Below are 20,396 nucleotides of genomic sequence, written 5' to 3'. Positions count from 1 at the left end.
ACTTGATTCGCCTGTACAAAGAAACAACTGGCGAACACGAAGTCGATATGAAGAAGGTTGCCAAGTTCGCCCACCAGCGCGGATGGCCCCTGCCCAAGCCCAAAGATCCGTTCGACATGTTGGCAACGGAGTTCACACAGGCTGCACGACAAGAGTTTCGCCGAGACCCTAAGACTGGAAAGCCATACCGCGCCAACCATGCGCTGCCGGTTAGCCAGGGAGGTGTACAGCTCACGCTGTGGATCGATATTGACGAAGCTCCACGACATCAAATGCAAAAGTCGTTAATCAATCGGCGTGAGCAGATGGTCGGCGATGGCGTTCAGCTTTCGTTGGACGCGGATCACTGGAACAGCGTCCACGAAGAGGAAGATCCCATCGCTATCCCGATGGACCTTACCGATGACATTGAGTGGCGGAAGAATGCGCCGGATGAGGACGAGGATGCCGCATAGGCTACGGAGGGTAATCGCGAACAGACAACAACTTTGAGAAGTTACCGCGCTTAAAGCGGGAAAGCCCCTACCGGTAATCTTGGCGGATCCGGCAGAGGCTTAATGTTCAATCTACTAGGACGAACGCGTGGATACTACCACCAAGGCGCCGACGCGCCAAATTAAAGTGCCGTTTCACGGTGCTGAGCTTTACGTCGTTGAATACAACGGTGAACCCTACACGCCAATGAAACCAATTGTCGATGGCATGGGGCTTAACTGGAAGAGCCAACACGTGAAAGTCAAACAGCGCTTCGCATCAACTATGGTGGAAATCACCATGGTTGCGGAAGATGGCAAGAGCCGGCTGATGTCCTGCCTCGCTGTAAGAAAGCTCCCGGGCTGGCTTCACTCACTCAATATCGGGAAAATTCGTCCGGAGTTGCGCGATCGAGTAGCCCAGTACCAAGCCGAATGCGACGACGCGCTTTGGCGATATTGGAATACCGGAATCGCCGTCAATCCTGCCCAAGCGCGTACTGGGAGCGCCCGAAGCACGCTGACGGATCGCGCAGATGCTCTTAGGTCTGCGACGGAGCTTGTCATTGACCGTCACGTACCCTACAGCGCAGCCTATAAAGTTCTGCAGCTTTACGCGGGCACACTAAGCTTCCGCGCGATGACCTGCGATCAAGCTAACAACGCTGCAGATTTTGGACGACGACTTCTATCTCACCTCGATACGCCCAATGACTGGAAGCAGATCGCGCAAAACCGTGAGGATATAGTGGGCGGTCATGTTCAGTTGCCTCTGACGGGCCTCGTGCATTCGCGGTTAGGACCAACCGACGATTAACGGTCGGACGTCTGGGAGCTTCGCCGAAGCAACCAGGCTTCAGGTTCTGGCTATGTCGGCTTGGATCTCACCGGTAATCCCACGACCATAATTATTGAGGGGTATCTTTAGGGGTATAAATTCCCAAGACATCACTGAAAGCCTTATCAACGTTAAGTCCGTGAATTCTGCCGGGGGACCATCTTAGTTCCCAGTACTACCCAACGATTTCCAAAAACCTCGCATGCGTCGAGCCCCCATCGCTGGCCGCCCTAGCTATGCCGCTCGCGGAAACCATCCCGCATCCGTGTCATGGAAAACCATTCTCTGGTCTTCCTTGCGGTCCAGATCAGCGATGCGACCAATGAGTTCTTTGAGCTTTACATTGCCATCAACTGATTCTAAATAGATCGCCCGAATCATACGGTCTGCGGTCTTCGGAATCTTGCCGCGCCGCTCCCACAACGCAACAGTCTGCTCTGACGTGCCAAGGAGATCCGCAACGCCGTGCTGGGACAAATCCATCTCCTTGCGCAAGAATCTGAATTCAGCGCCCGTCAGGTGGCTCTTGCAAGCTACCGCCCGCCCGATGGCTTTGTGCAGCCCATCAGCGTCTTCAATTGAAATGGCCTTTCCGTATGGGGTCTTCCGCTCGTTGTAGCCGTTTTCCAGCCACACGTTCTGAAGCCCGATCTCTGTGTAGTGGTACATCGTCTACCTCAAAAAATAGTCAACACAACAACCCAATCGCCATTCTCAGCGCGCTCTAGCGCGACAGCCACCCGAACCTCATCGCCAGCATTTCTCCTCGTAAGCGTGCATTGCGAGTGCCCATGAATGTTCGTGTGCGAGGGCTCGGTTACCAGGCCATTGCGCAGGCAGTCATACACTTGCGTCAGCGAAATTTTCCGCTTCTTCATCCGCTTCTTCGAATGCGGCGTGAAAAACACGCTAGACGTGTCTTTAGCTGCGTCGCTTATCAAGCGCCTCAAGCTTTGATCGTTCAGTCGGAAGGGCGTGGGCTGGAAACAATACCCATAATTATTATGGGTATCAACAAGAATGTAAGCGACTTAAATATCGCCGGGTGTCAACCCACTCGAGCCGGCTGTGGATGCCGGCGGGGCTTTTCTCTGCCGTTATCGTCTCGCGGTCTTGCGGCATTTCCTGCATCTGTCCCGACAACGCCGCGAACCCGCGCGTAAGCGACGTAGACCACGCTTCCCAATGCACGAAGGCCCCGGAAAGCGCTACTCTTAGCGAGCCCTGTTTCGCCTCGCCGCGTGTCGATTTTTCTTCGGGACCCCACCATGGCCACGACCTTCACCGTTTTCAAGGCTCAACTCAACATGCTGCTTCGCGACCAGCCGCGCGGCATGACCGCGGACCTGACCGATTTCGCAGTGGCTTATTGGGACGGGCGTCAGGTAGTGGGCGCCTACTTGCGCGATGCCGGCCATGTCGATGAAGTGTTCGACCTGGACGAGAACGCTTTCGAGCAATGGCGCGACGAGTTTGTTGCGTGGCTAGCCGATCCGCGGTTTACAGCGCGGCCAGACCTGCTCGCGTAGACAAGAAGGAAGAAAGGAACAAGCCGCCGTTCGATGCCGGCGGATATCAGCGCGCTCCGCTACTGACCGCGCTTTAACGCTACTTACCGCGCACCGACCCAGAATTCGTCGTCGAGTGCCTGGAAGAAAAACGCTTCCAGCGCGTCCTCCGACAAATCGTCGAGCGTAATACCGCGCAGGCGGCAAAGCACGTGGAGCGTCTCGTCAGCAGCAATGACGAGATTCCGAAACGCGGTGGCGGTGGGGTTGGTCGTGTCCATGCATCCGCTAACGGCCACTATTGCAAAAACTTTAGACCCAAACGCACGATATTTTCGACTGGCCGAGTCAATCCGGATCCTGAGATGCCAAGGTAATACGTCGTAAGCAATTTTCGCCCTGGTGTCTTACATAAAACACCTGACGCCCATTGCGAGCGCCGGTCACATCGATGCCAGAAACGATCCTTGGATTCGCCCACCGAAATAGGCGCCGCCGCCAAGCTCATCTTCAAGTGCGTTGAAAAAGAATTCACCCAATTGCGCATCGGACAAACTGCCGACCGGAATCTGCCTCAGGCGGCAAAGCAGTTCCAACGCTTCGTCGGCGGCATTGAGTGCGCTACGGGTATCGGTATAGGCGTGTTTATCTGGATTCACGAGCGCAATAAGGGCACGGGTCGACCGGGCTTTAATGCCTCGCCGAAAGACTGAAAGACTGAAGAACCACGCCGCACCATCCATGGCAGATTCGCAGCGGTCCGCCCCAATCACCACGGACCGATGATGTCATCGCCCAGTGCGTTGGAAAAGAACTCGCCAAGCTCGTCGTCGGAGAGCTCTTCGATATCGACCCCACGCAGGCGGCAGATCAGTTCGAGCGTTTCACCCGCAGCTCGGATGAGAGCGCGAGAGGCTTCGGGGGAGGGTTCTTTGGTATCCATGCCAACACTAACGGCGCCGATGCAAGGAACTTTAAGCCCGTATTACCCGTGTATTAAATCGCAGCGCCAGGCAGCACGCGTGAACAAGCTAGACCCACTACCCTGTCATTCCGGCTCGACCGGAAAGCGTCGGTTCAACTCACGCTTCGCCCAATGAAGCGCTTCGTTTTCAGCGACATTGCTGGTCGGCGCCATCTCGCCCGCATTCGTCTTGAGCGGCAAGCTGCCCGCCTGCACGGACCAGTCCCAGCGGGTGCCGCGTTGTTCGACGAACACGTCGATGACATGTTCATTGTGCATATAACGCATGACTTCTCCCGTTGGCAGGACGCGATCCTAGCATGATGACGCGCGAGGCTTGCCGTCAGCCTCGCCCTGCCGCTTCGTGCTCGTCGCACCAGTCGAGCGCCCAAGCCCGCGCGCACGCGATGGCATCGCCGTCGTTATCGAACGCGTCTATGTCGCCTGACTCGTGCTTTTCCGGATGCGCGTCGTCCGCTGCCGGCATGCGGATCATGCGAGCCTGCGCGTAGTACAAGCCATCTTGATCGTGTCGTGAGCGACAGTCGATGTGAAAACCCTTGTAATCGAAACGCATCGGCGTATTCCTCGCAAAAATGTAAACGGTTGGCCCGTTCCAGCAGGTTCGCGCAAGACGCGTTCCGCGTGAATACGCGACCAGGCGTTACTGAGCGGACGCAGGGCCGTCGTATTGGCCCCATCGGTCCTCGCAAACTCGTTAAAATACGCCGACCTTGGCCGGACGAACGGAGCGCGAGCGTAGTTCAATACCCAATACCCCGCCCCGTCCCGTCCCGACCGAGCAAGCGGACACCTTGTACAAGTTAAATACCGTTTAGACACCGTTTGCCCCTGCCCAATCTCGCCAGCCACGGATTCCGCTATGAAATTGCTTGCCGCTGTCGCCTTAAGCTTGTGTTTGTCGACCGCTCACGCCTCACAGGAAACCGATGCGTGCGATGCCCATCGCCAGACCCTCGAAAGGCAAATGGCGACCGCGCTGAATCAGGACAACTCGGCGCAACTCGACGCGCTGCAAGCCGAACTCGACAAGACCAACGCCGAATGCACGCCCGACGCGATCGCGCAAAAACGTGCAGACGCATTGAGACGCCACGACAGTGCCGTGGCCGAGGCCAGGAATCGTTTGCGTGACTGGGAAGCGGAGTTGGCGCGCGCCAGGAAAAAGGGCACGGATCAGCTGAACATAGCGGCCTGGGAGCGCAAGGTGAACCGGGCGCGCGCCGATCTGGACCGGGCAGTGGCAAGACCCATTCAATAAACCGCTTACGAAGGATTCGTACCGGCCAGGAGTTCGCTAAAGTTTTTTTCATCGCTGCCGTTAGGCATTGATGAACTCCTTCATCGATATGAAACTCCAGGGTGCGCCTTCCGCGCTGTTGGCAGACCAGGAACTGACGCACCTCGAGCTGGTGCTGCGGCGTTCATTGATTGACGACGCGTTGTGCCCCATCATGCCGCCCACCTACTGGCGTGAGCGGCTTGCGCTGGTCGCGCGAAGCTCGCATCTTTCTCATACGCAGATCCAGACGGTTCATCGGCTGTATCTGCAGATCGACGCCCACGAAGCCGGCAACCGGACACTCGATACCGCGCCCGGATTCAGCCCCGACGCAACACCGCCAATTCAGCCCGTGCCACGCATGGTCCTGCAACCGGCCCCGGTTCGTCCGTTCGCGAAAGACCGCTCGTAAGCAGGAGTAAGCAGGTCGCACGAAATATCGCATGGACGCTCAATGCCGGTGCCGAAGCCACCAGTCGCGTAACGTGCCAAAGCCGCCGTGACTGCGGCGGCCGAGCATGCGGTCGCGGAATTCGTCACGCCAGTCGTGCGCGAGCACCGCAATCGCGAGCGCGGCGAGCGCCGCGAGACCAACGAGGATATTCGCCAAACCCTCCATGGCGCCCTCCATTCCGGTCGACTACCATGATTCAAGCATAGGTCAAGCGCCCGGAATCGGGGCGTGGGCAGGGGATTTAATTCGCTTGTTCTAGGGCGCTCATGGCTTGTTTGCCGGGGCGTTCTTCGCGTTGGGCAACCGACTCAACTTGAGGACGAAATCGCGGTGTTTGTCGTGGAAGTCGAACGTGAATTCGACAAGTTCGCGCAAGCCCTCGCGCGGGTCCATGGTGTCCAGATGCAATGACTGTCCGAGCGCGCGGATCTTGCCGTAAGCCTCATCGATAACCGCTTCGTACAACCCTTCCTTGCTGCCGAAGTAGTAATACAACATGCGCTTCGTTGTGTTGGTGCGCTCGGCGATGGCGTCGACCCGCTTTCGGACCTCATTCGAACCTTCATTGCAGGCGGATTCTTCGCGAAAACCCTTGTTTCAAGGGCTTTCGCCGGGGTTTCGCTATACTTCCGCAGAATTTTGCAGACCCGGTTGCGCGCTCTCACAAGGAATCGAATGACTCACAAGCAAGCCCTGGCCCGCGTTGCGTCGGCCTTCAACTCGATGGTCAAGCCGACCCTGATTGCATGCGTTATTGCAGGTGGCGCGTGCGCCCTGCCGCTGAACGCTAACGCACAAAACGCGCCCGACCAGCAGCCGTTTCCCGCTCAGACACTGCCGCCGGGCCATCCCGCGGTGCCGCCGCCGTCACCGCAAAGTCTCGCGGCCGAAGGCGTGCGCACGAGCGCCAACATTGCACGGGGAGCCGCCGATATCTGCCACATCGACCGCGTGAAGATCGACAGGTTCAAAGTAGTGACGCGCAAGAGTTTTCCCGCCGCGCCCGATTTCGACGGAGAGTGGAATCTCGGCTACAAGGAAGCGCAAGCCACCGTCGACCGCTTCTCGGCGATGAAAACCAGCAACCCCACCGAGTACGCAAAGGAGATCGGCGAAGCGTGCCCGGCGCTGACCCAGGGTATCGACGAGGTAACGAAATAAGGAAGCAGCGCTTAGCCGGCCGTGCCGTAATGGGCACGCTTTTCGGCGTACATGGCGGCGTCGGCACGTTGCAGCATGACCTCCAGCCGCTCACCGTCCCGCGCGGTGGCCGCGCCCATCGCAAAACTCAAGGGCATGCCCGAATAGAACTGGTTGTTGACCTCAAGCAGTTGCCGGATGCTTTCGATCACCGCAGCGCCGCCGCGTTCGTCTACGCCAGGCAGGAGCAGCACGAACTCGTCGCCGCCAATGCGCGCGGCGTGGCTCGGCTTCTCCACCGCCTTGCCGAGGACTTCGCCGGCGCGCCGCAATAACGCGTCGCCGGCCGCGTGACCAAGTTGATCGTTGACGGTTTTGAGACCGTTCACGTCGACGGCGACGGCAGTCACCGGGAACGGCCCCTTGCGCTCCAGCCGGTTCATTTCATCGATGTAAAACGAGCGGTTCTTGAGTTTCGTCAGCGCGTCGTGCTTGCCGAGAAATTCCAGGTACGCCTCCGCTTTCTTGCGCGCGGTGATGTCGGTGAGCGCGACGAGAACGAGATCCCAATCGGCTTCGTGGCCGGGAAACACCGAGAATTGCAGATGCACATGCAACTGCTGCCCTTCCAGCGAATAGTTGACGACCTCGCGCTGATGGAACAGGCGGTTCTCCCATAAATCGATGAGCTGTTCCTGGAAATGGCTCACCATCTCGTCGCGGAAAACATCGCCCAGACGCGCGAGCAACACGGCTTTGTCCGGTGCGCCGAACATGGTCAGCGTGTGCTGATTCACGTCGAGCACATGAATTTCCTGCATGCAGCGCTCGACGAATTCCGGATGAACATTCGTGAACGTCCGGAAGTCGACAATCCCGCGTTCACGTATATCGTCCAGCAGCGCCTTCACTGAGCTGAAGTTTTCAACCCACAGCGAAACAGGCGAATGCTCGAACAGGCCGCGCGCATAAAGCTCGCTCAGCGCGGCCTTGCGGCGCACATCTTCCAGTTCCGTAATGTCTTCCACGGTCACCAGCACGCGGTCCCAGGTTGCTTCGTGGCCAGGCAGGATCACCGCTTTCAGCAATACGTCGAGCCGCTTGCCGTCGAGCGCGTAGTTCACCGTCTTGCTCACGAACGCCGCTTTGCCGGACCATAGTTGTTCGAGTTCGTCCGCGTGGGTGAGCAGCATGTCGTCGCGGAAAACAGCGCCAAGATTACGCACCAGATGGTCGATATCCTTTGCGCCGAACAGCGAAAGCGTGCGCCGGTTGACCTTGATCAGCCGGATGCGCGACGAGCATTCGGCGATCCGCGCCAAGTCTTCAAGCAGAAAAGCGCGCAGGTCGACAATGCCCTGGGCGCGCCAGCCTTCGAACACCTCGCGCACGGCGCTGAAATCCTCGAGCCACAGCGAAACGGGCGCGAGGTCGAACATATCGGCATCGTCCGCCGGCGCGTTCGATGCAGTCGTCGATGCCGCTGCCATACTTTGCAAAGCGCGCCCCTGGTTGTTCGGCATGTCCATCCTTTTCCGATGATCTAGCTTGATATTTGTCCGGTTCCGCCATTTTATGCGCAGACGTGGCGCAAGAATGCTGGAAGGAAATAATCAAGGGGACGCAAACGCCGCGGCGTTGAGCAACAATGAAGGACTTCAGGCATGTTTGCTGCGCGAAGGCGCTGAACGGCCGCACGCCTTGCGGCCTCCACAGGCCCGCGCGAATGGCTGAACGCCGGCCACGCGCCGGGATATCAAACCCCTTTAAAACCCTGTCAAAGGAGACACGTTCCCATGGCTGACTTTCGCATCTGGTCCGATGAATTCGCGGCCAACGGATATCTTTCGAAGAATCATGAATTCGATCAGCAAGCATTCGGCGTAGACGGCGAAAACATCTCGCCCGCGCTGCAATGGGACGGCGTGCCGGTCGAAGCCAAGAGCCTCGCGCTCACCGTCTACGATCCCGACGCGCCCACCGGCAGCGGTTTCTGGCACTGGATCGTGGTGAACATTCCGGTGGACACCCGCTCGCTGCCGCAAAACGCCGGCAAGGCCGACGGCAGCCTGCTGCCCGCCGGCGCGCTGCAAATGCGCAACGACTATGGCACGGTTGGTTTCGGCGGCGCGGCGCCCCCTCGCGGCGACAAACCGCACCGGTACATTTTCCGGATTCATGCGCTGAAGGCAGAGCACCTGCCGCTCGATGTCTCGACGACCAACGCGGTCGCCCGTTTCATGACGCATCTGAACGAAATCGATTCGGCCACCTATACCGGCCTGTATCAGTTGAAATAAGCGCCGGACCGGGATCGCGCGCGCCCGCTGGCAAGGCGTCGCGCGGCCCTGCGCGTGTTGAACGCGTTTTAAGTAAACCGTCTGAAAGGCGCGAGCCTTACACTTCGCGGCCCCCTTCCTCTTCCCTACCGATGGACGCAGACCAAGGTCTTCCTCTTCCCCAGCGCTATTGGGCCATCCTGGTCGTAGCACTCGGCATTACTCTCGCGGTACTCGACGGCGCTATCGCGAACGTTGCGCTTCCGACCATCGCCCGCAATCTGAACGCCAGTCCCGCCGACTCGATCTGGGTGGTCAACGCGTATCAGCTCGCCATCACGGTCTCGCTGCTGCCGCTCGCCTCGCTCGGTGACCGGATCGGTTACCGGCGGGTGTACATGTCGGGACTCGCGCTGTTCACCATCGCATCGTTTGGCTGCGCGCTCTCCGGGTCGCTGACCTCCCTTGCCATTGCACGGGTGATACAAGGGTTCGGCGCAGCGGGCATCATGAGCGTCAACACGGCCCTCATCCGCATGATCTACCCCAGCGAGCATCTCGGCCGCGGCGTCAGCATCAACGCCTCCGTGGTGGCGATCTCGTCGGTGATCGGACCCACGGTGGCGTCCGGCGTTCTCGCGATCGCACCGTGGCCGTGGCTCTTTGCGATCAACGTGCCGATCGGCATCGCTGCGTACGCGGCCGGCTGGAAAGCGCTGCCGCGCACGCCGGGACACCGGCAACCCTACGACTATCTCAGCGCGCTGATGAACGCGGCGGTGTTCGGCCTCGCGATCACCGCCGTCGACGGGCTCGGTCACGGAGAACATCGTTCGTACGTGTTCGCCGAGTTCCTCGTGGCCGGCGTGGTCGGATACTTTTTCGTGCGGCGGCAACTGACGCAGGCCTCGCCGCTTTTGCCTGTCGATCTCTTGCGAATCCCGGTATTCGCGCTGTCGATCCTCACGTCTTTCTGCTCGTTCACCGCGCAGATGCTCGCGTTCGTCTCGCTGCCGTTCCTGCTGCAGAACACCTTCGGCATGAGCCAGGTCCTGACTGGCTTTCTGATGACGCCGTGGCCGCTGGTGATCGTCTTCATCGCGCCGCTCGCCGGCATGATGTCCGACCGGTATTCGGCGGGCGTGCTCGGCGGCGTCGGGCTGGCCCTCATGATGCTCGGCTTGCTGCTGCTTGCGACAACCGGCGCACATCCCGCACCCGTCGATATCGCGTGGCGCATGGCGCTGTGCGGCCTGGGCTTCGGGTTGTTCCAGACGCCGAACAATCGCCAGATGCTGTCGTCGGCGCCGCGTCATCGCAGCGGCGGCGCAAGCGGCATGCTCGGCACCGCGCGGCTCTCGGGACAGACGCTCGGCGCGGCGCTCGTCGCGCTGATCTTCGGCATTGCGCCGCAGCACGGCACGACCATTACGCTGGTCGTCGCGGCGGGCTTTGCAGCCGCAGCGGCCATGGTCAGCCTGATGCGGATTTCACGCGGCAAGACGCCCGCGACCGCCTGAAGCCGACGTGCCCTACTTGCCTGCCTTACAGGCACCTGGGCACACCCTTTGCTGAATTGAACGAGCGTGGCTCCGACTACCGGAGCCGGTTCGTTCAATGCATAAAGGAGCGTATTTCATGGCTGATTCCCTCAATGGCTACAGGGTCGCAATTCTCGCTGTCGATGGCTTCGAGCAAGCCGAACTGGTCGAACCGCAAAAGGCGCTGAAGGCAGCCGGTGCACAAGTCGATGTGATCTCGCAAAAGCCGGGACAGATCCAGGGTTTCGTGCACACCGACAAGGGCGACAAGGTCAAGGTCGACGCCACCTTCGACCAGACGCGTGCCTCCGATTACGACGCAGTCGTGTTGCCGGGCGGCGTGGTCAACGGAGATGCGATCCGCGTCGATGCGAAGGCGCAACACATCGTGAAGCAATTCGATAAGGACGGCAAACCCATCGCCGTGATCTGCCACGGCGGCTGGCTGCCGATCTCGGCAGGGATTGTGTCGGGCCGCACGCTGACGAGCTGGCCGACGTTGCAGGACGATATCCGCAATGCCGGCGGCACATGGGTCGATGAAGAAGTCCATCGCGATCGCAATCTCATCACGAGTCGCAAGCCCGACGATCTTCCTGCGTTCAACAAAGTCATTATCGAAGCGCTCAGCGAGCGAAAGAAAGCGGCCTGAGTGCGGGATTCCAGGTTGTTTCCGATTGTTCCGATTGTTCTGATTCGCTACGGAGAACCGAATGACGAAATCGATGCCGACGAATATTCGCCAAGGTTTGAACGCTTTGCATCCTGGGAAGGCGCTACGAATGTCACGGCGCAGCGTGGGCGCTGGCACGATCGCAGCACTCGTACTGAGCGCAAGTTTTGCATCGATAAATGCGAGCGCGCAAAACGGCAACGCGGTAGCGCCGGCACGCCCGGGGTCGGACGGCGCGGCGACGCCTGCGCCGACCGATGCGGCGTCCGCGCCCTTGGCCGCCTCCCACTCCTCCCAAGCCCAATTGTCGCCGGCCGATCAGCAGTTCGTGCAGGACGCCGGCACGGCGGGCGCAACTGAAATCGCGGCCAGCAAGCTGGCGTTGACGAATTCGTCCGATGCGCAGGTCAAGAGCTTCGCGCAACGGATGATCGCGGATCACACGCGGCTCGCGCGCAACCTCGATATTGTTGCGAAGCGGCAAGGCATCACCGCGGCGCCGAGCGCGGATGCATCGGTGACGGGAAGCCTGGAGTCGTTGCATGGCGCGGACTTCGACAAGGCTTACATTGCACAGGTGGCTGTGGACGGGCATCGGAAAGCAGTGGCCGTCTTTAGTACCGAGAGCAAGGACGGCAGTAACACGCCACTCAAAAACCTTGCCGCCAGGGCGCTTCCTATTATCAAGCATCACTATGCAATGGCACAGCAACTCGCCAGACTCAAGGGCGTGACATCATGACGGCCGCCTCCGCTGCGCTCGCCTCGACCGTTGCGCAACCTCGGCCAGCCTATGAGGACTCGACCATGCATATCCAGTTTTCCGACGCTGCGCCCACCTACGACGGCGACGATTTCGCCCTTCATTTCGTCGCGCTGATCGACGGCGAACCGGTGATATGTTCCATTTCCGCCGAAGCGCTCGAGGATCATTTCGGCGCTGCGTCTGCACGAGAGGACGACCTGCTCGCGGCGTTCGAACGGGGCCGCGCGAGGATCCGCTCGGTATGCGCCGAAGCGCTTGACAGCAATGGCGGAGAGGGCGTCGTATTACGTAGCGGACTGTTCCGCGTGGCGGGCATGGAGCCGGAATGAGCGGCGCGCTCCATCCGTCATTGGTTCACTGGTGCGGTTCATTCACACGGTTCATTGAGGCGGTTCATTGAAATAAACGCTTCCCGGAGGTCCTCATGTCTCTGATCATTGCAGGACGGTTTCAAACCTTTCCCAAAGCCGAATCCGCAGCCCAACGTCTTTTTGCGAGCGGATTTCTCGAAGAGGATGTGACGCTTTTCTACGTGGCGCCGAGCGGACAGCACGCACGGCTCGCCACGGGCGGCGATCACTACGCAGATGCCGGGGCGAAAGAGGCAGGCAAGGGAGCGGGCAAAGGTGTCACGATCGGCGCGGTGATCGGCGCGATCGTGGGCGCAGGCGTTTTTGTGTTGTTCAAAACCCCTTGGCTGGCGGCGGTGCTCGCCGCCGGGGCAGGCGCCTATGTCGGATCGCTAGCCGGCGCAATGGCGCATGCGCAGTCCGGCAAACGGCCGGCCGCCGATTCGACCAGCACCGAAAATCATGGCTCGGCTAATGCCCTTGACGCGAGGCATTCCGGCGTTGTCGTCGCGGTGCATGTCGGCCCGGAATTGCAGGCGCAAGCAGCAGCCATTCTTCGCGATGCGGGCGGCATGGAAGTCGAGCGTGCATCGGGTCAATGGCGAAACGGCCGCTGGGCCGACTTCGATCCGGTCAAGCCACCGGAGCCGGTTCGGGAATTCGCGGAACCGCGTGCGTAAGGTTGGGTGGTTCAGGCCGCTTGGCGAGCGACCTGATTTGCTTCGCATGTTTAGGAAAGCTACGAATTACACCCACAGTTGAACCCGTGCTCTCGATGGCGCACTTGTGCCGCGCATATCGTTCGTCGATTCGCAACTCGCGCGCTGGGGACCGTTCATCAATGCTGACGCCGCCGGGTTGCAGAGGCCTTTATGCGTCGATTGCGCGACCGCGAGACTCCCATCGATCTCGTGCTGACGCACTTGCAGCACGATCGCGGATGTAACGATTGCAATGAACACAAGAAACTCGCGGGTATTAACGGTCATTGCTTCTCCAACATTCAGTTTTGGCAGTCATTGTGCAAAGCCCGTGCCACGTGCCAAGTATTGGCTCTATTTTCTAGTAGCGATTACTGAATTGATGACAGACCGCTAACCCCAAAACCATTCGCCCTTTGGCATGGAACGCGCGAGCATCGGGCACAGCCGTTGCGTCTCTCCCTTGGACCGCGATCCGGTGAATCAGGGGACCGCGGGCCATCTTCGATTACTCAAAGGAGGTTCATATGAGCACTAACATCGTATCGGTACTGAACGATCTGGTTGAAACGTCGAAGGACGGCGAGAAGGGCTTCCGGAAGGCCGCTGAAGACACCAAGGACGCAACCCTGAAGCAACTGTTTACCGGCCGCGCCGAGGACTGTGCACGCGGTGCGCAGGAGTTGCAGGATGTGGTCCAGCGACTGGGTGGAAAACCGCAAACCGGCGGGACGGTCGGTGGAGCGCTACATCGCGGCTGGGTGGACATCAAGTCGGCCGTGACCCATCGTAGCGATCACGCGATCCTCGAAGAATGCGAGCGCGGGGAGGATGTTGCGAAGAAAAATTATCGTGACGCGTTGGACAAGGAACTGCCGGCGGACGTGCGGGCGGTGGTCGAGCGCCAATACCAGGGTGTAATCGAAAATCACGACCGCATTCGCGATCTGCGCGACCAATACGCTGCTGCCAAGCCGTAACCACGGGTCGTGGGCTGAAATCACGCCGGCGCGCTGAAAGGTGCGCCGGATTTTTTTGCATTCTCATTTATGAATTCGCATAACAATTCGTTATCCATATTTATTTTTATGCTCATCAAAGCGACGATGGACGCCAGAAAAACCCGCCGGCTGCTGCCGCAGCCGCAACCGCAGCAACCGAGGCACCCCTGCCGCTTGAGAGTGCAAAAGCCGGTACACCCGGCAAGGCAATCTTTTTCGTTTGATTCATGAAAATTTCCCTTCCCCGGGAACCGGTTCATAGGGATCAAGCGAAGCCTCAGGTCCGTTACGAGCGGCTGACTACATCAAGATTAAATATATTCGGACTTCTTATTAATTATTCTGTAAAACTGCGTCCCTTCCAACCAGATACCAACATACAAACAAAACGGACAGCGAGCACGCTGTCCGTTTTTCACCGGCCCTTTACTCTACAATCTTCAGGTGGTTGCGCACCGATGACACGCCGTCCACCTTCGACACCACGTCTTCCGCACCGCTCTTGTCTTCGGCCGACGGCACCGTACCCGTCAGCGACACAACGCCAGCACGCGTCTTCACATGAATATGCGTGGACTTGACATTCTTTGCGCCCAGCAATTCCGCCTTGACCTTGGTCGTGACTGCCGTGTCATCGACCTTGGTACCAATCGACGTGGAGGCGCCTGTCGATGTCGTCGCGGTTTGTGCACTGACGTTAAGCGCAAACACGACACACGCGATACTGCCGGCTGCCTTCAGGATTTGGGTCGATTTCATCGTGATTCTCCTTCTAGTTGGTTTAAAAAACTGCGGCGTTGCCGCTGTCTTATTTGAGCGTAGGCCGCCTCGTACGGCCGCAGCATCTTTGCTGCAAAGCCCTGCTCGTTTTCATACCCGCAGCGCCAAGACCCCACGGATAGTAAAAGGTCAGACGCAAAGACCGTGCCGCGCCGGCCGCGATAACCGGCAAATGAAACGTTGAAGGCCGCGTCGAGACCGTACGCTGCAACGCGCACCCGCTGTTTTGTCCATGCGATGTTTACCCGCGACGTAAGACCTGAGGCGCTGCTTCCTATCCGCAGTGCTTTTGCCCGTGCGCGTGTAAAAAATGCGCGCATTTGCCGGCCGATCGAACGCCCCGGCATGGCGCCAGCGAATGAAAATCGTATTGAAACCTAGCGCTCACGCGCTCTGCGGCGCGCATGGCATGACTGTTGCTCTTAAGGACCCACGAAAGTCCTAACATTGAGGAACAACACGCAATGCCGCCTTCCCTCGAACTACGCACCAAGCAAAGTCTTGCGCTCACGCCGCGCCTTCAGCAATCGGTTCGTCTGCTGCAACTTTCATCGCTCGAGTTTCAGCAGGAATTGCGCAACGCGCTTGATACGAACCCGTTCCTTGAGTACGACGAGACGCAAGCAGAAGACAACGCACTGTCGACCGACAATGGCAACTCCATGGCCGACACGCCTGCGCCCACCGACCAGAACGCGCCTGTCGATGCCCCCATGAGTGCCGAAAGTAGCGCCGACACATCGGAGAGCAACGACTCCCAGTCGCATGAGGACTCCATGAACGAGTTCTCATCCGATCCGTTCGGCCGAACATCGACGCGTAATAACGGCGACGGCGAAGGCTCCGACCCGGCCGACTGGGTTCGCATTGAACCCTCGCTGCATGAAACGTTGCACGACACACTGCGGCTCTATCCGATCAACGATCGCGACCGGGCGGTGGCGCAGCTCATCATCGAAGCACTCGATGATGACGGATATCTGCGTCAGGATCTGCAGGAACTGTCGGAGCTCGTGGATATAGAGCCGGCGTTGTCCGAGGATGAGTTGAACATCGCGTTGAAGCTCGTGCAATCGCTCGACAAGCCTGGTGTGGGCGCGCGTAACTTGTCCGAATGTTTGTCGCTGCAACTCGACGCGCTGGACCCGGAAACGCCGGGACGCAAAGTCGCACTCGAGATTGTCACCCATTATCTCGAACGGCTCGCGCGACGCGAGCAGGCCGAATTGCAGAAGAAGATTGGCTGCAGCGCGGAAGAACTGCGCGTTGCCTGTGCTCTGGTACGCAAGCTCGACCCCAAACCGGGCGCGAACTATGGTGCGGCTGAAGACAACTATGTGGTGCCCGACGTGATCGTGCGGCAGGTAAAGAAGAACTGGGTGGTGACGATCAACCCCGCCGTGCTGCCCCGTGCGCGTATTCATCGCATGTATGCCGAGCTGTTCGCGCAGTCGGCGGGGGCAAGCCGCTCGCCGCTTGCCCAACAATTGCAGGAAGCGCGCTGGCTGATCCGCAATGCCCAGCAACGCTTCACGACGATCCAGCGCGTGGCGGAATGCATTGTGTCGCATCAGAAGGCGTTCTTCGACTACGGCGAAATCGCGTTGAAACCGCTGGTATTGCGCGATGTCGCCGATGAACTCGAACTCCACGAGTCGACCATTTCCCGCGCGACGGGCAACAAGTACATGTCTACGCCGCGGGGCATCTTCGAGTTCAAGCACTTCTTCCCGCGCGAACTCAGCACGGAAAGCGGCGGTACCTGCTCGGCCGCTGCCGTGCGCGCCCTGCTGAAGGAAATGATCGCGAAGGAAAGCAGCAGCGACCCGCTGTCCGATGTGAGCCTCGCCAAAATGCTTGCAGACCAGGGGGTGATCGTGGCGCGCCGGACGGTGGCGAAGTATCGCCATTTGATGAAGGTGCCGCCGGCGGAGTTGCGTCGCGGTTGAAGTAGACGATCCGGCCTGAAGGCTGGAAAGCTGGCTGAAAAAAACGCTCCTCGACTATGTCCAGGGGCGTTTTTTATCGCCAGCCGGAGGCTTGCTGCGTGCGCCTGCGCGCGATCATCGCCGATACCTCCGCGCCCAACAGGAATACCGCTGCCGAGTAGTACAGCCACATCAGGATGATCGCGAGCGACCCCGCCGCGCCGAATGTATTCGCCATGCCCGCGTGCTGCAGATAGAACGCAAAGAGCCGTTTGCCGCACTCGAACAACACCGCGGCGGTCAACGCACCGAGCGCGGCATCGCGCCATTGCATGCGCGCGCTGGGCAGGAATTTGAGCAGCACCGCGAATGCCAGCACCATCATCAGCAGGGAAATGGCGCGCTGCGCTACCGCCGCGATCAGGAAGGCCGGCCCGCTCGTGCCCAACACCCATTGACCGACCAGGACCACGAGGGCATCGAGGACGAGCAACGCAACAATCAGCAAGGCCGCGCCCAGGACGAACGCGAAAGAAATCGCGCGGACCCGCAAAAGAGCAATGATGCTGGCCCGGGTGCCCGTGATGGGCGCAGGCCAGATCACGTTGAGCGCCGTGTGGAGCGACGAAAAGGTTGCCGAGGCTCCGACCAGCACGCCCACGCCTGACAAGATCGCGGTGCGCGTCGCGATGTCCGCATGCCACGCGTTGGCGACGATCGATTCCAGGCCGTGCGCGGCGTCGGCGCCCACTATCCCGGCGATTTCGCCGAACAGACGCCCCTGGACCGCATCCGCACCGAAGAAGATGCTCGCCACCGCAATGATGATTACCAGCGTCGGCGCCAGCGAGAACGCCGCAAAAAACGCGATCGCCGCTGAAAACATCAGCCCGTGGTCCTGCGCCCACTGCACAATCGGGTCCTGGATCCACGACCAGAAGGACTTCAGTCTTTGGTCTCTTGCTGCTGTGTTCAAGGCTGGGCGCTCCCGCAAGTTTTGCTTTTTGCGATGGTAGCGCGGATTTGAGGTTTGGCTGCTGCCGATGAATTGGTGTCGCTGATTTTGTTTTTTTGCTTAGTATTTCTTATTATTATTTTTAAGCGCAAAACAGCGCGCCCTGACGGGCACGCTGTTTTGCAGCGCTTGCTTCCTAAAGGTCTTCGTCGCTGGCCGGGTCGGCGGTTTCGTCGTCTATCGCGCGCGCCTCGTCTTCCACGCCGTCCGGCAGGATGTCCGAATCGGGTTCAAGATTGTTGTCACCATCGGCGGACGCCATCTCGCCCGTTCCATACCGGTCCGTGTCGCTGTTCAGCTCGGCTGCGGACTGGCCGAGCGCATGCGCGTCGAGTTCTTCCTCGATATCGCCCGGATAACGCTTCTCGCCCTGCACATCCGAGCCGCTATCGGACGAATCGCTTGGGCCCAATGCGCCGGTCCCATGTCCCTTGCCTGCCTCCACGCCACCTTCTTCATCCTGATCCAATGTGCTTCCACTCATGATCGCCTCCTGATGAACGTGTCTTCTGCGACGCAAGTCCCGTTCCGCCCTCATCGACCCCGCCAACAAAAAGCCCCGCAGCGATTTATCGGCGCGGGGCTGGATTCGTCTGAGGCTTTTAACTCGATACTTGGCTCTGTAATTGACTCTGCAGTCAGCTCGCCACGCGCGCCGGGCGTTTCGCCTCCGTCACCTGCCTCACCGCTTTCTTCGTGACCGACGCAGCCGTCGCCACGCTGCGCAGATCGGTCAGGAACGAATCGCGCCACACCGATAGATTGTTCTCACGCAACGGCGCCATCATGTCGGCGTGACGTGACTGGCGCTCCGCAAGCGGCATCGACAACGCCCGCTCCAACGCCTCGGACATCTGCGACAAGTCGAACGGATTGACGACCAGAGCGCCCGGCAACTGATCCGCCGCGCCGGCAAACTGCGACAGCACGAGCGCGCCCGGGTCGGCCGGGTCCTGCGACGCCACGTATTCCTTTGCCACGAGGTTCATCCCGTCGCGCAACGGCGTGACGTACCCAACCTGCGACAACCGGAACAGCGCCATCAGCAAACTGCGATCGTACTTGCGGTTGAGATACTGGATCGGCGTCCAGTCAAGTTGTGCAAAACGGCCATTGATACGCCCGGCCTCCCCTTCCAGATTCTGGCGGATGCGCTGATACGTCTGCACGTCCGAACGCGTTGGCGGCGCAATCTGGACCATCGAGACCCGCCCATGCCACCCCGGCGCGTGCAGCAGCAAACGTTCGAATGCCTGGAAACGCTCGGCAAGCCCTTTCGAATAATCGAGCCGGTCCACGCTCATGATCAACTTGCGGCCACGCAGGCTATCGCGCAGGCTCTTCACCGGCTTGCGATTCGAAAATTGCTCGGCGACCTTTGCAATGGCGTCCGGATAAATGCCGATGGGATACGCCCCGACCTTCAACATGCGTCCATGCGCCTGCAGCATCCCGTCTTCGCTGAGATGCCCCAACTGCCCGCGCTCGATGTAATCCACAAACGACTGCTTGTCCGCCTCGGTCTGGAAACCGACGACGTCGTAGCTGCACATCGCCTTGATCAACTCTTCGTGCGGCGGCACCGTCCGCAGGATTTCAGGCACGGGAAACGGGATATGCAGGAAAAACCCGATGGGATTCTTGATGCCCGCCGCCCGGCATTCCTGCGCGAACGGCAGCAAATGATAGTCGTGCACCCAGATGATGTCGTCGGGTTCGAGCAGCGGCTTGAGCTGTTTAGCCAGCGCCTCGTTCACCCGCGCGTAACCGGCATATTCCTCGCGGTCAAAGCGCGACAGGTCGTTGCGGTAGTGAAATGTCGGCCACAACGTGGCGTTGGAAAAGCCACGGTAGTACTGGTCGTAATCCCGCCGGGTCAGCCCGACGGTCGCATACGTCACGTTGCCACGCTTCTCGATGACCGGCGCCGAGGCCTCGCCCACAATCTCGCCGCTCCAGCCGAACCACACACCGCCTGTCTCCTTCAGCGCGTCCAGAACGCCGATCGCCAAACCGCCTGCAGCAGGTTTGCCTTCCTGGATCGGCGCGACACGATTCGATACCACGATCAATCTGCTCATTACTGCTTCACCTCATCAGTTGTCGTTGCTCGTTCGAATTGATCGGAATAGCAATGCAAGACACGTGCCTTTTTTACAATCTGGAAAATAAAAATTGTGTATAAATGTGACAAACGAACAAAAACACGCGGCCGTTGCGCGCCGCGCAGAAGATTTTCATGGTGGCGCGCATGCTCAATCCGGCTGCTTCAAACCCGATTCAGGCGTCTTGCTCCGACCCGAGATCCCGTTGGTAATCGAGCCCTTCTTTCCGGATACCACCTTGGTTATGGTCGCCGTCCGGTGGTACGCCCGGCGCCGGTCGGTTCTGCGCGGCGGGGTCATGCGACGAATGCGGGTCGCCGGAACTGGCCGGAACAGCCGGAACAGCAGCGGCCTCTGGTGGGATCATTTTGGCTGGATCGGGCCGCGGCTCACGCTTCGATGAATGGCGTGCTGAACGACGGAGTGCGGGGTGCCTCATGGGTGCCTCCAGGAAGAAGGCCGTCGGAGAAGGGTTCGGCGGCGGATTATCAGCAAAATCCAGCAAGAACGACCAGGCTCAATGCTCTCACCCGGTCATTCTTGCCTAATGCGTTGTAATGCCTACAGCGAAGATGAA

Annotated in this window: 30 protein-coding genes and 1 pseudogene; 14 read left to right on the top strand and 17 right to left on the bottom strand. The window is 59.6% G+C overall.

Translation table 11 applies throughout. The features are described from left to right. Together HB376_RS06745 and HB376_RS06740 are read left to right on the top strand one after the other, a co-directional pair. Positions 1-455 (top strand): hypothetical protein (locus tag HB376_RS06745; protein WP_213762633.1); only part of this gene is annotated, 455 nt, incomplete at its 5' end. A 127-nt stretch (positions 456-582) separates the two neighbouring features. Then, positions 583-1,290 (top strand): phage antirepressor N-terminal domain-containing protein, encoded by a 708-nt coding sequence (locus tag HB376_RS06740; protein WP_213762632.1) that lies wholly within the window; start codon positions 583-585, stop codon positions 1,288-1,290. A gap of 255 nt (positions 1,291-1,545) precedes the next feature. On the opposite strand, the gene HB376_RS06735 is transcribed toward HB376_RS06740, so the two are convergent. Next, positions 1,546-1,980 carry a transcriptional regulator gene (locus tag HB376_RS06735; protein ID WP_158936538.1) on the bottom strand — a complete coding sequence of 145 codons (435 nt, stop codon included), beginning with the start codon at positions 1,978-1,980 and terminating at the stop codon, positions 1,546-1,548. A gap of 8 nt (positions 1,981-1,988) precedes the next feature. Further along, a complete protein-coding gene (locus HB376_RS06730; RefSeq protein ID WP_346730449.1) occupies positions 1,989-2,219 on the bottom strand; it encodes a DUF4258 domain-containing protein in 231 nt (76 codons plus the stop codon). A gap of 360 nt (positions 2,220-2,579) precedes the next feature. On the opposite strand from HB376_RS06730, the gene HB376_RS06725 reads away from it, so the two are divergent. Further along, entirely contained in the window at positions 2,580-2,840 is a 261-nt protein-coding gene (locus tag HB376_RS06725) for a hypothetical protein (RefSeq protein ID WP_213762631.1), read from the top strand. A gap of 83 nt (positions 2,841-2,923) precedes the next feature. Here the strand turns inward: HB376_RS06725 and HB376_RS06720 are convergent, their stop codons facing one another. From HB376_RS06720 to HB376_RS06700, 5 genes are all read right to left on the bottom strand, one after another. Then, positions 2,924-3,100 (bottom strand): hypothetical protein, encoded by a 177-nt coding sequence (locus tag HB376_RS06720; protein WP_213762630.1) that lies wholly within the window; start codon positions 3,098-3,100, stop codon positions 2,924-2,926. 162 nt (positions 3,101-3,262) lie between these two features. Continuing rightward, positions 3,263-3,562 (bottom strand): hypothetical protein, encoded by a 300-nt coding sequence (locus HB376_RS06715; RefSeq protein ID WP_213762629.1) that lies wholly within the window; start codon positions 3,560-3,562, stop codon positions 3,263-3,265. 26 nt (positions 3,563-3,588) lie between these two features. Next, the gene (locus HB376_RS06710; RefSeq protein ID WP_213762628.1) at positions 3,589-3,762 is read right to left on the bottom strand and encodes a hypothetical protein; all 174 of its coding nucleotides are present in this window, start codon (positions 3,760-3,762) and stop codon (positions 3,589-3,591) included. 105 nt (positions 3,763-3,867) lie between these two features. Then, positions 3,868-4,071 (bottom strand): hypothetical protein, encoded by a 204-nt coding sequence (locus HB376_RS06705; RefSeq protein WP_031361269.1) that lies wholly within the window; start codon positions 4,069-4,071, stop codon positions 3,868-3,870. A gap of 55 nt (positions 4,072-4,126) precedes the next feature. After that, positions 4,127-4,360: a hypothetical protein gene (locus tag HB376_RS06700; protein ID WP_213762627.1), complete on the bottom strand. Its 234-nt coding sequence runs from the start codon at positions 4,358-4,360 to the stop codon at positions 4,127-4,129. Positions 4,361-4,666: 306 nt separating this feature from the next. Between HB376_RS06700 and HB376_RS06695 the strand changes: the two genes are divergently transcribed. Continuing rightward, the gene (locus tag HB376_RS06695) at positions 4,667-5,065 is read left to right on the top strand and encodes a DUF1090 family protein (RefSeq protein WP_213762626.1); all 399 of its coding nucleotides are present in this window, start codon (positions 4,667-4,669) and stop codon (positions 5,063-5,065) included. Positions 5,066-5,135: 70 nt separating this feature from the next. Then, entirely contained in the window at positions 5,136-5,498 is a 363-nt protein-coding gene (locus tag HB376_RS06690; RefSeq protein ID WP_255631189.1) for a hypothetical protein, read from the top strand. Positions 5,499-5,537: 39 nt separating this feature from the next. Here the strand turns inward: HB376_RS06690 and HB376_RS06685 are convergent, their stop codons facing one another. Both HB376_RS06685 and HB376_RS06680 read right to left on the bottom strand, forming a co-directional pair. After that, positions 5,538-5,705, bottom strand: coding sequence for a hypothetical protein (locus HB376_RS06685; RefSeq protein ID WP_213762625.1), 168 nt, complete (start codon positions 5,703-5,705; stop codon positions 5,538-5,540). Positions 5,706-5,858: 153 nt separating this feature from the next. Continuing rightward, positions 5,859-6,080, bottom strand: a pseudogene (locus tag HB376_RS06680) (TetR/AcrR family transcriptional regulator); the annotation flags it as partial. A 135-nt stretch (positions 6,081-6,215) separates the two neighbouring features. Here HB376_RS06680 and HB376_RS06675 point away from each other — a divergent pair. Beyond that, on the top strand, positions 6,216-6,701 hold the full coding sequence (locus tag HB376_RS06675; RefSeq protein WP_255631188.1) for a hypothetical protein: 486 nt from the start codon (positions 6,216-6,218) through the stop codon (positions 6,699-6,701). Between the two features lie 11 nt (positions 6,702-6,712). Here the strand turns inward: HB376_RS06675 and HB376_RS06670 are convergent, their stop codons facing one another. Then, a complete protein-coding gene (locus HB376_RS06670; RefSeq protein WP_255631206.1) occupies positions 6,713-8,170 on the bottom strand; it encodes a sensor domain-containing diguanylate cyclase in 1,458 nt (485 codons plus the stop codon). A 306-nt stretch (positions 8,171-8,476) separates the two neighbouring features. Between HB376_RS06670 and HB376_RS06665 the strand changes: the two genes are divergently transcribed. The 6 genes from HB376_RS06665 to HB376_RS06640 all read left to right on the top strand — a co-directional run bounded on the left by HB376_RS06665 (position 8,477) and on the right by HB376_RS06640 (position 12,969). Then, entirely contained in the window at positions 8,477-8,980 is a 504-nt protein-coding gene (locus HB376_RS06665) for a YbhB/YbcL family Raf kinase inhibitor-like protein (protein WP_213762624.1), read from the top strand. 131 nt (positions 8,981-9,111) lie between these two features. Then, positions 9,112-10,479, top strand: a complete 1,368-nt coding sequence (locus tag HB376_RS06660) for an MFS transporter (protein WP_213762623.1) — start codon at positions 9,112-9,114, stop codon at positions 10,477-10,479. A 118-nt stretch (positions 10,480-10,597) separates the two neighbouring features. Next, positions 10,598-11,152, top strand: a complete 555-nt coding sequence (locus tag HB376_RS06655) for a type 1 glutamine amidotransferase domain-containing protein (RefSeq protein WP_213762622.1) — start codon at positions 10,598-10,600, stop codon at positions 11,150-11,152. Positions 11,153-11,213: 61 nt separating this feature from the next. Beyond that, on the top strand, positions 11,214-11,915 hold the full coding sequence (locus HB376_RS06650; RefSeq protein WP_255631187.1) for a DUF4142 domain-containing protein: 702 nt from the start codon (positions 11,214-11,216) through the stop codon (positions 11,913-11,915). Continuing rightward, positions 11,912-12,268 carry a DUF1488 domain-containing protein gene (locus HB376_RS06645; protein WP_255631186.1) on the top strand — a complete coding sequence of 119 codons (357 nt, stop codon included), beginning with the start codon at positions 11,912-11,914 and terminating at the stop codon, positions 12,266-12,268. The genes HB376_RS06650 and HB376_RS06645 overlap by 4 nt, the downstream gene beginning before the upstream one ends. 95 nt (positions 12,269-12,363) lie before the next feature. Next, positions 12,364-12,969 (top strand): hypothetical protein, encoded by a 606-nt coding sequence (locus HB376_RS06640; protein WP_213762621.1) that lies wholly within the window; start codon positions 12,364-12,366, stop codon positions 12,967-12,969. A gap of 66 nt (positions 12,970-13,035) precedes the next feature. On the opposite strand, the gene HB376_RS06635 is transcribed toward HB376_RS06640, so the two are convergent. After that, positions 13,036-13,278, bottom strand: coding sequence for a hypothetical protein (locus HB376_RS06635; RefSeq protein ID WP_213762620.1), 243 nt, complete (start codon positions 13,276-13,278; stop codon positions 13,036-13,038). A 239-nt stretch (positions 13,279-13,517) separates the two neighbouring features. On the opposite strand from HB376_RS06635, the gene HB376_RS06630 reads away from it, so the two are divergent. Next, positions 13,518-13,970, top strand: coding sequence for a PA2169 family four-helix-bundle protein (locus HB376_RS06630; RefSeq protein WP_213762619.1), 453 nt, complete (start codon positions 13,518-13,520; stop codon positions 13,968-13,970). 115 nt (positions 13,971-14,085) lie between these two features. Here the strand turns inward: HB376_RS06630 and HB376_RS40800 are convergent, their stop codons facing one another. After that, the gene (locus tag HB376_RS40800) at positions 14,086-14,220 is read right to left on the bottom strand and encodes a hypothetical protein (RefSeq protein WP_255631185.1); all 135 of its coding nucleotides are present in this window, start codon (positions 14,218-14,220) and stop codon (positions 14,086-14,088) included. 197 nt (positions 14,221-14,417) lie between these two features. Next, entirely contained in the window at positions 14,418-14,750 is a 333-nt protein-coding gene (locus tag HB376_RS06625; RefSeq protein ID WP_213762618.1) for a BON domain-containing protein, read from the bottom strand. A gap of 485 nt (positions 14,751-15,235) precedes the next feature. Between HB376_RS06625 and HB376_RS06620 the strand changes: the two genes are divergently transcribed. Next, positions 15,236-16,720, top strand: coding sequence for an RNA polymerase factor sigma-54 (locus HB376_RS06620; protein ID WP_213762617.1), 1,485 nt, complete (start codon positions 15,236-15,238; stop codon positions 16,718-16,720). Positions 16,721-16,793: 73 nt separating this feature from the next. Here HB376_RS06620 and HB376_RS06615 read toward each other — a convergent pair whose 3' ends face one another. The 4 genes from HB376_RS06615 to HB376_RS40795 form a co-directional block, all read right to left on the bottom strand. Continuing rightward, positions 16,794-17,675: a YihY/virulence factor BrkB family protein gene (locus HB376_RS06615; protein WP_255631184.1), complete on the bottom strand. Its 882-nt coding sequence runs from the start codon at positions 17,673-17,675 to the stop codon at positions 16,794-16,796. A 175-nt stretch (positions 17,676-17,850) separates the two neighbouring features. Further along, complete coding sequence (locus tag HB376_RS06610) at positions 17,851-18,198, bottom strand: chemotaxis protein (RefSeq protein ID WP_213762616.1); 348 nt, start codon at positions 18,196-18,198, stop codon at positions 17,851-17,853. A 154-nt stretch (positions 18,199-18,352) separates the two neighbouring features. After that, the gene (gene otsA, locus HB376_RS06605) at positions 18,353-19,795 is read right to left on the bottom strand and encodes an alpha,alpha-trehalose-phosphate synthase (UDP-forming) (protein ID WP_213762615.1); all 1,443 of its coding nucleotides are present in this window, start codon (positions 19,793-19,795) and stop codon (positions 18,353-18,355) included. 199 nt (positions 19,796-19,994) lie between these two features. Beyond that, entirely contained in the window at positions 19,995-20,258 is a 264-nt protein-coding gene (locus HB376_RS40795; RefSeq protein WP_255631183.1) for a hypothetical protein, read from the bottom strand. Positions 20,259-20,396: the final 138 nt, after the last annotated feature.

This window comes from Caballeronia sp. dw_19 (assembly GCF_018449515.1).
In the GTDB taxonomy this organism is placed as follows: domain Bacteria; phylum Pseudomonadota; class Gammaproteobacteria; order Burkholderiales; family Burkholderiaceae; genus Caballeronia.
The sequence above is the reverse complement of the archived record's forward strand: the minus strand, read 5'-3'. Positions and strand labels throughout refer to the sequence as shown.